Source organism: Malaciobacter mytili LMG 24559 (assembly GCF_003346775.1).
Classification (GTDB): domain Bacteria; phylum Campylobacterota; class Campylobacteria; order Campylobacterales; family Arcobacteraceae; genus Malaciobacter; species Malaciobacter mytili.
In genome coordinates, this window is record NZ_CP031219.1 from 1496201 (window position 1) to 1510568 (window position 14368).

16 protein-coding genes are annotated in these 14368 nt (G+C 27.4%); 4 read left to right on the plus strand and 12 right to left on the minus strand.

What is annotated here, in order from left to right; translation table 11 throughout:
• Nucleotides 1-3: 3 nt before the first annotated feature.
• The 8 genes from AMYT_RS07565 to AMYT_RS07600 all read right to left on the minus strand — a co-directional run bounded on the left by AMYT_RS07565 (nt 4) and on the right by AMYT_RS07600 (nt 6490).
• Nucleotides 4-720 carry an ABC transporter ATP-binding protein gene (locus tag AMYT_RS07565; RefSeq protein ID WP_114841943.1) on the minus strand — a complete coding sequence of 239 codons (717 nt, stop codon included), beginning with the start codon at nt 718-720 and terminating at the stop codon, nt 4-6.
• Nucleotides 720-1499, minus strand: coding sequence for an ABC transporter ATP-binding protein (locus AMYT_RS07570; protein ID WP_114841944.1), 780 nt, complete (start codon nt 1497-1499; stop codon nt 720-722). The genes AMYT_RS07565 and AMYT_RS07570 overlap by 1 nt, the downstream gene beginning before the upstream one ends.
• A complete protein-coding gene (locus AMYT_RS07575) occupies nt 1496-2464 on the minus strand; it encodes a branched-chain amino acid ABC transporter permease (RefSeq protein WP_114841945.1) in 969 nt (322 codons plus the stop codon). The genes AMYT_RS07570 and AMYT_RS07575 overlap by 4 nt, the downstream gene beginning before the upstream one ends.
• Nucleotides 2464-3366, minus strand: a complete 903-nt coding sequence (locus AMYT_RS07580) for a branched-chain amino acid ABC transporter permease (RefSeq protein ID WP_114841946.1) — start codon at nt 3364-3366, stop codon at nt 2464-2466. Before AMYT_RS07580 ends, AMYT_RS07575 begins: the two co-directional genes overlap by 1 nt.
• Before the next feature lie 13 nt (nt 3367-3379).
• Entirely contained in the window at nt 3380-4507 is a 1128-nt protein-coding gene (locus AMYT_RS07585; RefSeq protein WP_114841947.1) for a branched-chain amino acid ABC transporter substrate-binding protein, read from the minus strand.
• Nucleotides 4508-5185: a hypothetical protein gene (locus AMYT_RS07590; RefSeq protein WP_114841948.1), complete on the minus strand. Its 678-nt coding sequence runs from the start codon at nt 5183-5185 to the stop codon at nt 4508-4510.
• On the minus strand, nt 5178-5417 hold the full coding sequence (locus AMYT_RS07595; protein WP_114841949.1) for a hypothetical protein: 240 nt from the start codon (nt 5415-5417) through the stop codon (nt 5178-5180). Before AMYT_RS07595 ends, AMYT_RS07590 begins: the two co-directional genes overlap by 8 nt.
• A 158-nt stretch (nt 5418-5575) precedes the next feature.
• Entirely contained in the window at nt 5576-6490 is a 915-nt protein-coding gene (locus AMYT_RS07600) for a DMT family transporter (RefSeq protein ID WP_322934330.1), read from the minus strand.
• Nucleotides 6491-6582: 92 nt separating this feature from the next.
• Here AMYT_RS07600 and AMYT_RS07605 point away from each other — a divergent pair, with 92 nt between their 5' ends.
• Together AMYT_RS07605 and AMYT_RS07610 are read left to right on the plus strand one after the other, a co-directional pair.
• Nucleotides 6583-7326, plus strand: a complete 744-nt coding sequence (locus tag AMYT_RS07605) for a response regulator transcription factor (protein ID WP_114841951.1) — start codon at nt 6583-6585, stop codon at nt 7324-7326.
• A gap of 176 nt (nt 7327-7502) precedes the next feature.
• Nucleotides 7503-7820, plus strand: coding sequence for a hypothetical protein (locus tag AMYT_RS07610; protein ID WP_114841952.1), 318 nt, complete (start codon nt 7503-7505; stop codon nt 7818-7820).
• A gap of 31 nt (nt 7821-7851) precedes the next feature.
• Here AMYT_RS07610 and AMYT_RS07615 read toward each other — a convergent pair whose 3' ends face one another.
• Nucleotides 7852-8193 carry a hypothetical protein gene (locus AMYT_RS07615; protein WP_114841953.1) on the minus strand — a complete coding sequence of 114 codons (342 nt, stop codon included), beginning with the start codon at nt 8191-8193 and terminating at the stop codon, nt 7852-7854.
• A 9-nt stretch (nt 8194-8202) separates the two neighbouring features.
• Complete coding sequence (locus AMYT_RS07620; protein ID WP_114841954.1) at nt 8203-9525, minus strand: sulfite oxidase; 1323 nt, start codon at nt 9523-9525, stop codon at nt 8203-8205.
• Between the two features lie 217 nt (nt 9526-9742).
• Here AMYT_RS07620 and AMYT_RS07625 point away from each other — a divergent pair, with 217 nt between their 5' ends.
• Both AMYT_RS07625 and AMYT_RS07630 read left to right on the plus strand, forming a co-directional pair.
• Nucleotides 9743-10963 carry a molybdopterin molybdotransferase MoeA gene (locus AMYT_RS07625; protein ID WP_114841955.1) on the plus strand — a complete coding sequence of 407 codons (1221 nt, stop codon included), beginning with the start codon at nt 9743-9745 and terminating at the stop codon, nt 10961-10963.
• A complete protein-coding gene (locus AMYT_RS07630; RefSeq protein WP_114841956.1) occupies nt 10960-11862 on the plus strand; it encodes a DMT family transporter in 903 nt (300 codons plus the stop codon). Before AMYT_RS07625 ends, AMYT_RS07630 begins: the two co-directional genes overlap by 4 nt.
• On the opposite strand, the gene rmuC is transcribed toward AMYT_RS07630, so the two are convergent.
• Nucleotides 11859-13121 (minus strand): DNA recombination protein RmuC, encoded by a 1263-nt coding sequence (rmuC, locus tag AMYT_RS07635; protein WP_114841957.1) that lies wholly within the window; start codon nt 13119-13121, stop codon nt 11859-11861. The genes AMYT_RS07630 and rmuC overlap by 4 nt on opposite strands.
• The gene (locus AMYT_RS07640; RefSeq protein WP_114841958.1) at nt 13114-14367 is read right to left on the minus strand and encodes a M48 family metallopeptidase; all 1254 of its coding nucleotides are present in this window, start codon (nt 14365-14367) and stop codon (nt 13114-13116) included. The genes rmuC and AMYT_RS07640 overlap by 8 nt, the downstream gene beginning before the upstream one ends.
• Between the last annotated feature and the right edge of the window lies 1 nt (nt 14368).

The window sequence follows — 14368 nt, forward strand, 5'->3', positions numbered from 1 at the left end:
TTTTTAATGCTTTTTTCCTAAATATGCTTCTTGAATTGCTTCTGAGTTTAGTAACTCTAAAGATGTACCTTCATGGGTAATTTTTCCTACTTCAAGAACATAACCTCTATTTGCTAACTTTAATGCTGCTTTAGCATTTTGTTCAACAATTAAAACCGTAACCCCACTTTGAGCAATTTCTTTAACTGCTTTAAAAATTGATTTAACTAAAATAGGAGCTAGTCCTAAACTTGGTTCATCTAAAATAAGTAATTTTGGTTTACTCATAATAGCTCTACCAATTGCTAACATTTGTTGTTCACCACCACTTAAAGTTCCAGCTAATTGTTTTCTTCTTTCTTTTAGTCTTGGTAAAATATCATATATCCACGCCAAAGTCTCCTTATCATGGTGTTTTAAAGTATATGCACCCATCATTAAATTTTCTTCAACACTAAGTGTTCCAAAAACTCTTCTTCCTTCTGGTGAGTGAGACATTCCTAAACTAACAATATCATGTGCAGGAGTATTTGTAATATCATTTTTATCAAAAATAATATTTCCAGACTTAGCTTTTAATAATCCAGAAAGTGTTTGTAAAGTTGTAGTTTTTCCTGCTCCATTTGCACCTAAAATAGTTACAACTTCACCTTTAAAAACTTTTAACGAGATGCCTTTTATAGCTGTAATTGCTCCATAATTTACATGTAAATCTCTAACCTCTAATAAAATCTCTTGCATCACACTTCATCCTCTTCATCATCACTTCCTATATAAGCTTCAACTACTCTTGGATCATCTTGAACAAAACTTGGAACACCTTGAGAAATCTCTTTTCCAAAGTTAATAACAGTGATATAATCAGTTAATTTCATAACCATATCCATATCATGTTCAATCATCATAATTCCAAGACCCATCTCTTTTATCTTTAAGATTATATTTGTAAGCTCTATAGTTTCATTTTCATTAAGACCTGCTGCTGGCTCATCTAAAATTAATAATTCAGGATCGGCTGCAAGTGCCCTTGCCATTTCAACTTTTCTTTGATTACCATATGATAAATCACCTGTTGGAGTCATAGCAAACTTTGTAAGATTAAAAAACTCCATAAGTTCTTCAACTCTTTTCCAATATTTATTTTCATCTTTTTTATAAAAAGGTGTATGTAAAATTGAGTGATACCATTTTTGTTGTGATTTAGTATGGCAACCAGCCATAATATTCTCTGCAACACTCATCTCTTTAAATAATCTAATATTTTGAAATGTTCTTAAAACACCCTTTTGAGCTATTTTATGAGGAGACATTCCAGTAATATCTTCACCTTTATATTTAATAGTTCCTTTTTCTGGTCTATAAATACCTGTAACACAGTTAAATAGTGTAGTTTTTCCCGCTCCATTTGGACCAATAATTCCATAAATTTGTCCAGGTTTTACTTTTATTGTTAAATCATCAATTGCTACAAGTCCATAGAAAAACTTAGAAACATTTTCTATTTCTAATACATATTTCATTGTTCTTCTCCTTTACTTGTTGCTGCTTTTTTCTTTAAAAAAGTTGGTATATTTCCGAAAGTTGCAGGCCATACACCATTTGGTCTTAAAATCATAGTAAGTACCATTGCTGCACCAAAAATTAAATATCTTGATTCTTTAAACTCTGTAAATAATTCAGGTAAAACAAACATTACAAAAGTTCCAATAATAACTCCAGGTAAAGAGGCAGAACCACCAACTAATACAATAGCAAAGAACATAACTGATTGCATAAAGTTAAAAGATTCAGGAGACACAGCTGAATACTGAATAGCAAAAACACTTCCAGCAACACCAGCAATTGCAGCACCTAAAGCAAATGCAAAAAGTTTATAATAAGAGATATTTATTCCCATCGATTTTGCAGCAATTTCATCTTTGTTTATATAATATAAAGCCCTACCATATTTTGAATTATCTAAGTTTCTAATCACAAGTAAAGTTACTAATAATAAACTAAAAGCTATATAATAAATTGCTGTTTCTGAAAATAACTCATAACCAAAAATTCTTACCACATCAATACCAAAAATTCCATTTGGACCACCTGTTAAACCAAATGGGTCATTTGATAAAACTTGCTCAAAAATAATATTAAATCCTATTGTTGCAACTAGTAAATAATCCCCTCTTAAGTGAATTATTGGAGCAGCCAATAATATAGAGATAATTACTGGAATAATAATTGCAAAAGGAATTGTTTGAATTATTTCTAAACCAAAATGTACATTTAAAATAGCAGTTGTATAAGCCCCTATTCCAAAAAATATTGCATGTCCCATATTAAAAATACCAGCACGCCCTAAAATAATATCTTGAGAAAAAGCCACAACTGAAAAAACTAAAAATGTAATACCAATACTTAACCAAGCTGAATCAACTAAAAAAGGAAAAATTCCCATTACAGCGATAAAAAGTGTTGCAATAATTGTTGTTTTATTCATTATACTTTCTCCGCTGTTTTTTCACCTAAGATTCCAGTTGGTCTTAAGATTAAGATTATTATTAATAAAATAAATGTAAATGTTTCTGCCCATTCAGTAGAAATATATCCAGAAATCATTGCATTAAATAATCCTAGTAATAAACCACCTAGCATTGCCCCTGGTATATTTCCTATACCACCAATAATTGCAGCAATAAAGGCATTTAAACCATATAGCCATCCCATATCAAAAGTAAGTCCTCTATAATAAATACCAATAAATAGACCACCAATTGCACCTAAAGATGAACCAACAATAAAGATTATCATAATAATTCTATTTACATTAATTCCCATTAATTTTGCAGCATCTTGATCAATGGCAGTTGCTCTAATTGCAGTTCCAATTTTTGTTTTATTAATAAAAACATATAAAGCTGCCATTAAAATAGCTGAAAGAATTAAAATAAGTATTTGAGTAAAAGTTAAAACTACTCCACCTAATTGCCAAGTTGTATTTGGTAATAAATCAGATGGGAATATTTTCATATTTGGACCCCAAATTAACATTATTGCATTTTGAATTACAAGTGAAGCTCCAAGTGCTGAAACAACTGCACTTAATCTTGGTGCAGTTCTTAAAGGTCTATATGCTAGACGCTCAAGAAGAACACCAACAAAAGCAACTACTAAAGCTGTTAATAAAAATATAATAATTACATTAAACAATGAGTTTGCACTAGCCCCAAAGAATTGAGAAAAAATTGTAAGTCCCACATATGCAGAAAAGGCTACAAGGTCACCGTGTGCGAAGTTAATTAACTTCATCACACCGTAAACCATTGTATATCCTAAAGCTACCAAGGCATATAGACTTCCAATAGTTAACCCATTAATTAACTGTTGAAGAAAAATATCCATTCTTTGAAACCTTTTATTTTGTAGAAACTACTTTTTTTGTACCATCATTGTTCATTTCATATACAACAAATTCTGCACCAATTCTTTCACCATCTTCTCTAATTGTAAAAGGTCCTGTAATTCCTGGAAAATCTTTTAATGTTCTTACATAATCAGCAATTTTTTTAGTATCAAAAGATTTTGTTTGCTCTACTGCATGCATAATTGCTCTTAAACCATCTGCATTTGTAACAGGCCAAATTGATGGAGGATCAATTTTAAATGTATCTTTATAGGCTTTTAAATATTTTTTAGCCTCTTTATAAGGTAAAATTTCTGGTGTAGGAAAGTTAATTAAAATAGTTCCCTTAGCTGAATCACCTGCTAATTTATAGAAATCTGGGTTATCATTTGAATCTCCACCAACAAAATCTGCATTAATTCCCAATTGAAGTTGTTGAGCTCTTAATAATCCACCATCTGTATAATATCCAGAATAATAAATAACATCTGGATTCATCGCTTTAATTTTTGTTAAAGTAGCTGTAAAGTTTTGAGTACCTGATTTAATTTTTCCTCTAAAAATTACATTTCCACCAAGTTTTTTAACTGAAGCTTCTGTTGCATCACCTAAACCTTCTGAATATGAAGAATAGTCAGATAAAACAACAATTCTTTGATATTTTTTTACATTAACAAAATATTCTGCTGTAAAGTCACTTTGAGCTGAGTTTGGAAAAGAGTTTCTAAAGAAAGTCCAATATTTTTTCTCAATTAAAGAATCACTTGTTCCATCACTTGTTTGTAATACTTTGCTTCTATAATAAGTAGTTTGAGCAGCTTCTGTTGCACCTGAAGTATAAGAACCAATTACAGCAAAAACACCCTCATTTACAAGTTTTTTTGCACAAACTGCTGCTTTTTGAGCTTTTGCTTCATCATCACAAGTAACAACTTCGATTTTTTTACCTAGTAATCCACCTTGTGCATTTTTTTCATCAACTAATAATCTTACAAAGTTATCAATACTTTGTCCTTCGTTTGCATATTTACCTGTAATTGGTGCTTGAACCCCAACTTTAACTGTATCCGCTAAGATACTTGAACTAGCAATTATTGCACCTAAAGCAACACTACTTGCAAATTTTGTGATTTTTCTCATTTATTCTCCTTTATTTAAATTAAAAGTTGGTTCTATAATATAACAACCAACTGCCCATTCACCTATATTTGGTATGATATTTATATCTCCTCCTTTAAATTTAGATTTCAAATTTTCAAATGAATTTACTATTTTATCAAAAGATTCAATAATCTCTTGAATTCTTTGTTCACTTTTTTTTCTAGCACTATTTGATATATCTAAATAAAAAGCAAAGATACCATAATCTAAAGTTGAATCAGATGGTTTTTCTCTCTCAATCATTTTACACATCTTTTCAATTTCAGATTTATACTCCTCTTTAACATTTCTAACACCATTTTTTATGCTCATAATTACTCTTGAAATAGAATCATTATCACTTTTATGTGGAAATCTCTCATCTAAAGTAAGACACAAAGTATCTTGTGTTAAATATTTTTGTTTCATAAAATCTCTAAAGGCATCCCTTGAAGGCAATGAACATCTTAAAATATCTGCAACTGTTGCATCAATAAAAAGTTCAGGTGCATTTTCAAGTTTTGCAATTTCTTGAGAAATATGTATTGTTAAAAACTTAGGTGGCGCATAAGATAAATATAGTTCATCCGCAGTCCAAAAAGTAAAGTTATTTTTTGCAGTTATAATACCTTTAATAACAGAGTTTACAATCTCTTCTTGAGTAGGAAAGTTAGTCATCTTCTCCTCCTACATAATTTTCATCAACTTCTTCTAGAATTCCACTTTCATACAAAATATCTTCAATAAGTCTATTTTTTGAAATATTTAATTCAGTACAAAGAGTTAATAAAGCGTTGTCTAATCTCTTATCTATTTTAATAGTAAGTTGTGAAATTTCTTTCTTACTATTATTAAGATGTTTTTCTATAACATTACTAATAATTTTTCTTTTATTTCTGTGTTTTGCCATGATTTATCTCTAATTATAATTTAGTAGTACTAAAGGTAGTACTAAAAATCTAATAATCATTATTTCACAGCAAAACTTAACTCAAACTTAATTTTTTTGAAATTATTGTGTAATTTTTAATCAATTCTTAATAATTTTAATTAAATGCTACGCTATTGCTACGCTTTGGCATTTTTCTGGCTTTTTTGTTGAATTAAAAGTCCAAAAATTATCATCCCTAATCCAAATAAAGTTGAAATATAAATTTTTTCTCCTAATATAAAATATATAAAAAGTAAAGATAAAAATGGCGAAATAAATATTAAATTTGCAATTTTTGAAGTACTAGTTGTAACTTGCATAGCTTTTAACCAAAATAAAAATGTTATACCCATCTCAAACAATCCCACATAACTTGCAGAAAGAAGTGCTTTTAAAGAAGGAATTTGTAAATCTTGAGTAATTAATATATAAATTGTAATCATTGGCATTGCTATTAAAAAGTTTGAAAAAAGACAAACTACTGCATCAGCTTTTGTTTTTGTATTAAATATCCAATATAAAGCCCATAAAAGTGTACTAAAAAGTGCAAATCCAACACCCATCAAATTGGAAAAGTTTAAAGAAAAAGGCTCACCTTTTGTTGAGATAATCAATACTCCAAAATAACAAATTATTCCAGCAACAATATCAGCTAATGTTAATTTTTGTTTTAAAAAAGGAACAGCTAAAAAAGCAAGCATTAAAGCCCAAGTATAATTTATAGCTTGTGCTTCTTGAGCTGGTAATAAATTATAAGCTTCAAAAAGTACCAAATAGTATAAAAAAGGATTTAGACTACCTAAAATAAAAACTAGCCTAAAACTCTTTTTTATATGATTTCTTACATCATTTAGTTTTTTTTGATATAGTACAACTATAAATAATGCAATACAAGATATAGCTGAAGAATAAAAAACCAATAAGGCAGGAGTTAAATACTGTAAAGATATTTTAAAGGCAGTTGCAACAGTGGACCATAAAAAAATTGCAATTAAAGCATATTTATAAGCTTCCTTATTTGTGTCTATAATATGTCCTTTATGTAAGATTATTAGTTATTTTTAGTGAAAATTATTTTCATTAAGATTAGTTTAACTCTATTTATCTAATAATTTTATAAAGATTAATAGTATTAGGGAAATATATGAATAAATATAAACTATTACAAAAAGAAGCAAATGGTTTAAATATCCTATTTACAGAAGATGATGATGATTTAAGACAACAAACGGAAAAGATTTTTAAAACTCTTTTCAATGAAGTTGTTATTGCTTCAAATGGAAAAGAAGGCTTAGAAGAGTATCTAAACTTTTACGAAAAAAATAATAAATATTTTGATATTGTAATTACTGATATTAAAATGCCTATTAAAAATGGTATAGAATTAACTAAAGATATTCTAAAAATAAATAAAACTCAAAATGTAATCGTAATTTCTGCATATGAGGATTCTAAATATTTAATTGAACTTATTAATCTTGGTATAAATAACTTTGTACAAAAGCCATTAATAATTGATCAATTAGTTGATCCTTTATTAGCTATATGTAGAAAAATTAATGATTCAAAAGATATTGCAGAGATTATTTATCTTGCAGAAAATTTCTCATGGTGTAAAAAGCAAAAGATTTTAAGACATTTTGGTAAAGAAGTAAAACTTTCATCTAGTGAAACAATTTTATTAAGTCTTCTTATTTCAAATCCATATATCACATTTTCAAATGAAGATATTTATAATACAATATATAGTGATAAATTTGATAAAGAATTAAGTATTGATTCTATTAAATCTTTAATAAAAAGAATTAGAAAAAAAATACCTGATGATTTAATTAAAAATATTTATGGCGAAGGATATAGAGTTAATAAAGAACTCTTTATAGACTAATAATAGACCTTTAAGTGTTATACGTATAACACTTAAAGAACATTAAAATATTGACATTTTTATTTTTATATACTTCATTTCGTTTTAATGAAATTACATTAAACTTCTCATTTTATCCTAGATTAAAAAACAACTGTTATAATTCCGTCCCCCAAATAAAAGATAAAGGTTTTAAAGTGAGAATAACACTCTCTCACAAAGAGTTACATGAATTACAGAAGCTTTGTTTGGAAAATGGAAAACAAGAACTTTTTAATAGATTGTCCCATGAAGAACATAAATCTATAAAAAGTAGAACTATTAAAAAAACAAAAGCTACACAAAAAGCTACAAAAGTAAGACAAGATATTGCTAGAAAAAAGATTGAAAGTACTGTTAATATGATGAGACTTTTTAATCAAAAAATTACAGTTTATAGTGTAGCAAAAGAAGCACAAGTTAGTTATAATACTGCTAATAAATATAAAGAATACATCTTACAAAATGCTCATTAAACAAAAGTAGAATTCTACTTTTGTCTAATTTTTAATTTGGTAAATCTTTAGCTTTTAAATTTGGTCTTCTAGAAGCTTTTCCAGCAGGATAATTTGCCTCTAAATAATCCAAAATTGTTTTTTCAGTTGCAGCATCAAATTCCCAAAGTCCTTGAGTTTTTTGCATCCATCTAATCATTGCAAGCCAAGTATCTCTATTTCCTTTTTGAAATGTAATAAACTTTGCACTATGGCATACAGTACAATTTGCTTTTACAATTTCAACTCCTTTATCTATAATAAGCCCTGATTGTTTATCTATCTCTTTTGCACTTAAAAAATTTATAGATAATGCAATAGTTCCTATTAAAGCGATTTTTTTTAAAGTTTTCATAGGATTTCCTTATACAACTTGTACAGCAATTCTATGACAAGCATTATTTAAATATCCTCTTGGATTCCATCCTGGTAAAATTACAGGCTGACTTTTACCACTACTATCTGTTGCTTTAGCCCAAACTTCATAATAACCTTTTTTAGGAAATTTTACACTTGCTTCCCAAGTTTGCCAAGCAAGTCTATTTAAAGGTTTATCAAGTTTTTTTGCTTTTTGCCATGTTGCTCCAAAATCAATTGATACTTCCATATCTACAACTTCTAAATCTCCTGCCCAAGCTTTACCATTAAATTTAAATTTTTTATCTAAATTATGTGTAATACCTGATTTTGGAAAAGTAATTAGTGATTTTACAGGCATAGATTCAATTATACACATATTTTCATTTGCTACTTTTGTACCAGGAGCAACAGGTTCACAAGGAACTCTATATGACTGACCTGTCATTTTTGCTCCATCATGCTCTTTATCTCTAATAACTATCTTTTTAAGCCATTTACCTGAAACTGAAGCTGGCCATCCACCCATAACCAATCTTAAAGGGTATCCATTATATAAAGGTATATCTTCACCTTCATATGCCCAAGCAATAAGACTTTGTTCTTCCAAAGCCTTACTCATAGGTACACCTCTACTTATAGTTACTTTATCTGGATTTCCACTTAAATGAGTATCTGCACCATAATATCCAATATAAACTGCATCTTTTTTAATACCACAATACTCTAGTACATCTTTTAATCTAACACCTGTCCATCTTCCACAAGCTACTGCTCCTGTACTCCATTGATTTCCTTTTGCAGGTGGATTATACTCACTTCTTCCATTACCTCCACACTCTAATTGAAGTGCATATGTATAATGCTTAAACTTCTTTTTTAGTTCACCAATAGTAAATTTTGTAGGATTTTTACAAGATTCACCACTAATTTCTAAAGTCCAAGTATTAACATCAATATCTTCCATTTTAGGAGGTATTCCATTATTTCTTACAAACATATATTTAGCAGGAGTAAACTCATCATTTAATAAATGAGGAGGAGTCTCTGCATTTACTGGTCTATCATTTAAATATATAAGTCCACTTTTACCTGGAAGTTTAAAAGGTTGGTCACTATTTGCAAGTGCTGCTGGGATTAAACCTGAGGGCATCTTATCTGCAAATGGTATATTTGAACCAATTACTGCTGCCATAGCCATTAATGAACTTTTCTTTAAAAAACCTCTTCTTGAACTATCTGTCTCTCTACCAAATAACTCTAAATCAGCTTTTTCAGGATCATTAAAATAAGCTTCATGAATTCCAATCTCGTTATCTTGTTTAGCCATCTTTTCATCCTTAATTTAGGTTTCTTTATATAAATAAAGTGAAACAATTATTACACTTTTCTTGATTTATGTCAAGATTATGTTATTAGTTTAAAAGAAAAAATCTTTTTTATTTACTTATTACTCATATTCATTAAATTAGTAAAAAAAACTCTATTTAAAGTATATATTTGTTAAGTTTTTGCTAAGATTTTGCATTAATATTGGAGTATTTATTATGAGAAATTTTATAAGTTATAAGCAATCATTGGAAATTTTAGAAAAAATTGTTATTAAAACCCCACCTATTAAAAAAATGTTTCTAACTAACGCTTTAGGTTATGTTATTGCACAAGATATTATTGCAGATCACAATAGTCCAGAGTTTCCCACATCAGCAATGGATGGATATGCAATAAAAGCTGAAGATATAAAAAAAGAAGCTTTAAAAATAATTGATAAAAATCCTGCAGGAAGTGTAGTTGAATCAGTAGTTGAGCATGGAGTATGTATTAAAACTTTTACAGGTTCATTAATGCCTAAAGGTTCTAATACTTTAATCCCTATTGAAAATGTTGAAGTTCATGAAGATAAAATTAAAATTATAAAAGAAGTTTCAGCAGGTTTTGCAGTTAGAGAAATAGGAGAAAACTATAAAAAGGGCGAAGTTTTAATTAAAAAAGGAACTATCGTAGGTTTTGCTGAAATTGGTGTTTTAGCTTCTTTAAATATTGTTCAAGTACCTGTATTTGAAAATCCAACTATTGCCATTGCAAGTACAGGTAGTGAAATTTTAGATTTAGGAGAAGAGCAAACAAATGAAGCTCAAATTAGAAGTTCAAATCATCTAACAATAGAAGCCTTATGTAAAAAAGCTGGTGCAAATACTTTACAAATGGGAATAGTAAAAGATGATATTGACTCAATTACTAATCTTTTAGAAAGTTCACTTTTAAAAGCTGATATAGTTGTAACTACAGGTGGAGTTAGTGTTGGAGATTATGATTTTGTACAAGATGTAATAAAAGATAAATTAAAAGCAGAAGTATTATTTCACGGTGTTACTATAAAACCTGGTATGCACATATTAGCTGCTTTAAAAGATGGAAAATTAATTATTGCCCTACCTGGCTTTGCATATTCTTCAACAGTTTGTGCAATTTTATATATTCTTCCTATGATTTATAAATTAAAGCAAGCAAATGAAAAACTACCAATAGTAAAAGCAAAAATCTTACAAGATTTTCCAAGAAGAATGCCAAAAACAATCTTTACAGCTTGTAATGTTGAATATAAAGAGGGAATTTATCAAATAAATTTTGAGGGAAAGAAAAAAGGAACAAGTGCTATTTTAACAAATATGTTAGAAAATCCTGCCTTACTTATTCAAGATGAAGATAGTGAAGATATAAAAGCTGGAGATATGGTAGATATACTACTATTAAATCAACTTAAATGAAAAAACTTCAAGCATATAAAGTCTATATATTATTAGCACTTTGTGTGCTTTTTTGGTCAGGTAATTTTGTACTTGGTCGTTTTATTAAAGATGATATTCAACCTTTAGAATTAGCTTTTTTTAGATGGTGTTTTACTTTTATTTTATTATTACCTCTAACTATTAAATATATAAATATAAAAAAGTGTTTTTTTAGTATAAAAAACAACTTTAAAATATTATCAATTTTGGCAATATTGGGAATTACTTTATTTAATACTATTGTTTATTTAGCTTTAAAAACTACACAAGCTACAAATGCTTTATTGATAAACTCTATTATTCCTTTACTAATTCTTATTTTAGCTCACTTTATACTAAAAAGCTATATTTCAAAAATGCAAATATTAGGAATTTTCGTTTCTACTTTTGGTGTTATTTTTTTAGTTTTAAAGGGAGATTTTTCAACACATATACAGTTTCATCAAGGAGATTTTTGGATAATATTTAGTTCTATTACTTGGGCTTCATACTCTATTTTTGTAAAGTTTAAACCAAAAGATTTAAATCATGTTGAATTATTTATTTCATTGGTATTTTTGGGACTACTTTACCTTACACCTTTATATTTTTTTCAAGGATATGAAATACAAAGGGAAATATATATTTTAAAACAATATTGGCCTTTTTTTCTATATGTATCTTTTTTTGCTTCTATATTATCTTTTTATTTTTGGAATTTTGCAATTGAGCAAATAGGTGCAGAAAGAACAGGACAATTTACCCATCTTATGCCTGTATTTGGTGCAATTTTAGCTTATATATTTTTAGGAGAGACTTTAGAGTTTTATCATATTTTTGGAGCTATTTTTATAGCAATAGGTATTTACCTATCGCTATTTTTATCAAAAAAAATTTAAATTTCAAGTAAATTAGTAGTATTTATTTGTTTATTTGGCTTTACTCCTAAGTCAAGAAATTCTTGACTTCGGTTTAAAAGATTTCCTTTTCCTGTTGAAAGCTTATTTAAAGCACTTTCATAAGCTTTTGAAGTTCTATTTATATGAACTCCTATTTCTTCAATATCTTTTACAAACAATGCAAACTTATCATATAAAGCAGCAGCTTTTTTAGAAATAAGTTCTGCATTTTGGTTTTGATACTCCAATTTCCAAATATTTTCAATTGTTCGTAAACTAACATATAAAGTAGAAGGAGAAACAAGCATAATATTATTTTCAAAAGCTAATTTAAATAAAGAATTATCTTTTGAAATAGCTAACAAAAAAGCAGCTTCAATAGGAATAAACATTAAAACAAAATCTAAAGTTCTTACTTCTTTAATCTCTTCATATTTTTTAGAACTTAAACCTTTAATATGCGTTTTTAAAGATAAAATAAGCTCTTTTATAGCTTTTTCTTTATCTTCAGTAGTTTGACTATTTGTATAGTTTAAATATGCGTTTAAAGAGACTTTTGAGTCAATTACAATATCTTTATTTAAAGGTAAATGTACAATTACATCAGGTCTTAATCTTTTTCCATCATTGTTATTAAAAGAACTTTGAGTTGTATATTCTACTCCTTGCCTTAAACCACTTTGTTCTAAAACTTTTGCTAAGATTAACTCTCCCCAATCTCCTTGTATTTTATTATCACCTTTTAAAGCTTTTGTTAAATTTATAGCATCATTTGAGATTTGTTGATTTAATTCTTTTAGATTTTTTATCTCATTTAAAAGATAACTTCTTTGTTTTGTCTCTTCTGAATGAATATCATTTACTCTTTTTCCAAAACTATTTATTTGTTCTTTTAAAGGTGTAAGAATTTGATTTATATTTATAGTTGATTTTTTACTATTTTCATCAAAAAGCTTATTTGCTAAATTTTCAAATTCAACTTTCATTTTTTCTTTTGAATCTTCCAATAAAGCTATTTTTTCATCTAAACTTTGTTTTTTTATAAAAAAAGCCTCTTCTTTATTTAAAAGTTTTTGTTCATATAACTCTTTTTGATAAGAGATTTTTTCATGCAATGCTTGTAGTTTTTGATTAGCTTCCATACTTAAAGCTTGAAGTTTACCTTCATACTTAGTTTTTAAAAAAAGATATAAAATAGTAGAAAAAATAAAAGCTCCTAAAAAAAAGGAGCTTATTAATAAAAGATTTGCTTCACTCATCTATATTAAAATCATCTTTCATAGCTTCATTTAGATTATATGAAGAATAAACATCATAATCTAACTCTTTAAATCTCTCCACTAGTGGCGGATGCGAATAATAAAAGAAAATATATAAAGGATGAGATAAAGGAAATGATTTATTTTCATTTGCTAATTTTAAAAGAGCATTTACTAAATCATTTTTTGATTGCAAATTAGAACCAAACTCATCAGCAGCATATTCATTATGTCTTGAAATTAAAGAAATAAGAGGCATTAAGAAAAATGATAAGATAGGAGAAAATAGTAAAAATACTGCAATAATTGCATATGGTTCATTATTTAAAGAAAGACCTAAAAACAACTCATCATTTAAATTACCAAAAATAGCAAAAAATATAAACATTACTACACCCATAATTCCTATATTTTTAAGAATATCTCCATTTTTAAAATGTCCTAATTCATGTCCTAATACAACTAATAATTCATTGTGAGTTAATTTTTCAACTAAAGTATCAAATAAAACTACTCTTTTTGTACTTCCTAAACCACCAAAATAAGCATTTAATCTATTATCTCTTTTACTTGCATCAACTGAAAATACTCCACTACTTTTAAACCCTACTTCATCTAATAATTTTTCAATTTTTGCTTCTAATTCTTTATCTTTTAAAGGTTCAAATTTATCAAACATTTTATCTCTAATAATTGGATATAGCATATTAATTAAAATTATTACTGAAAAAATAAAAACAAATCCCCAAATCCACCATAAAGGTAAGTTTTCAATAATTAAAGCAATTCCAGCTATTACCAAACTTCCAAAAACTAAAAATAAAATTCCACTTTTTATTGTATCTTTAATAAAAAGTTGAGCTGTCATATTTGAAAAACCATATTTTTTATCTAAAGTAAATATCTTATAAAGTTCAAAAGGTAAAGCTAAAACCCAATTAATAATAATAAAAGCATCAATAAATAAAATAGCTTTTAACCATGCTTGTTCCACAACTATAATTGAATCTAAGGCTTTAAGAGCAAAACCTATCCAAACTATAAATAAAACAAAATCATAAAAAGTTGTTAATATAGATAACTTTTCTTTTTCTATACTATAATTTGCAGCTTCCACATATCTTGAATTATCCAAAATAATTGCTGGCATTTTTCTAGCTTTTGTTACAAAGCCTATTTGCATAAATGAAGTATATACATTTACTAAAAAATAAATACAATATGCAATTACAAAAACTTCTAACACA

Coding starts and splice junctions, on each gene's coding strand:
- AMYT_RS07570 (WP_114841944.1), bottom strand. CDS start 1,499: ATGAAATATGTATTAGAAATAGAAAATGTTTCTAAGTTTTTCTATGGA.
- AMYT_RS07625 (WP_114841955.1), top strand. CDS start 9,743: ATGAGAAATTTTATAAGTTATAAGCAATCATTGGAAATTTTAGAAAAA.
- AMYT_RS07575 (WP_114841945.1), bottom strand. CDS start 2,464: ATGAATAAAACAACAATTATTGCAACACTTTTTATCGCTGTAATGGGA.
- AMYT_RS07595 (WP_114841949.1), bottom strand. CDS start 5,417: ATGGCAAAACACAGAAATAAAAGAAAAATTATTAGTAATGTTATAGAA.
- AMYT_RS07580 (WP_114841946.1), bottom strand. CDS start 3,366: ATGGATATTTTTCTTCAACAGTTAATTAATGGGTTAACTATTGGAAGT.
- rmuC (WP_114841957.1), bottom strand. CDS start 13,121: ATGAGTGAAGCAAATCTTTTATTAATAAGCTCCTTTTTTTTAGGAGCT.
- AMYT_RS07585 (WP_114841947.1), bottom strand. CDS start 4,507: ATGAGAAAAATCACAAAATTTGCAAGTAGTGTTGCTTTAGGTGCAATA.
- AMYT_RS07620 (WP_114841954.1), bottom strand. CDS start 9,525: ATGGCTAAACAAGATAACGAGATTGGAATTCATGAAGCTTATTTTAAT.
- AMYT_RS07565 (WP_114841943.1), bottom strand. CDS start 720: ATGCAAGAGATTTTATTAGAGGTTAGAGATTTACATGTAAATTATGGA.
- AMYT_RS07615 (WP_114841953.1), bottom strand. CDS start 8,193: ATGAAAACTTTAAAAAAAATCGCTTTAATAGGAACTATTGCATTATCT.
- AMYT_RS07605 (WP_114841951.1), top strand. CDS start 6,583: ATGAATAAATATAAACTATTACAAAAAGAAGCAAATGGTTTAAATATC.
- AMYT_RS07630 (WP_114841956.1), top strand. CDS start 10,960: ATGAAAAAACTTCAAGCATATAAAGTCTATATATTATTAGCACTTTGT.
- AMYT_RS07590 (WP_114841948.1), bottom strand. CDS start 5,185: ATGACTAACTTTCCTACTCAAGAAGAGATTGTAAACTCTGTTATTAAA.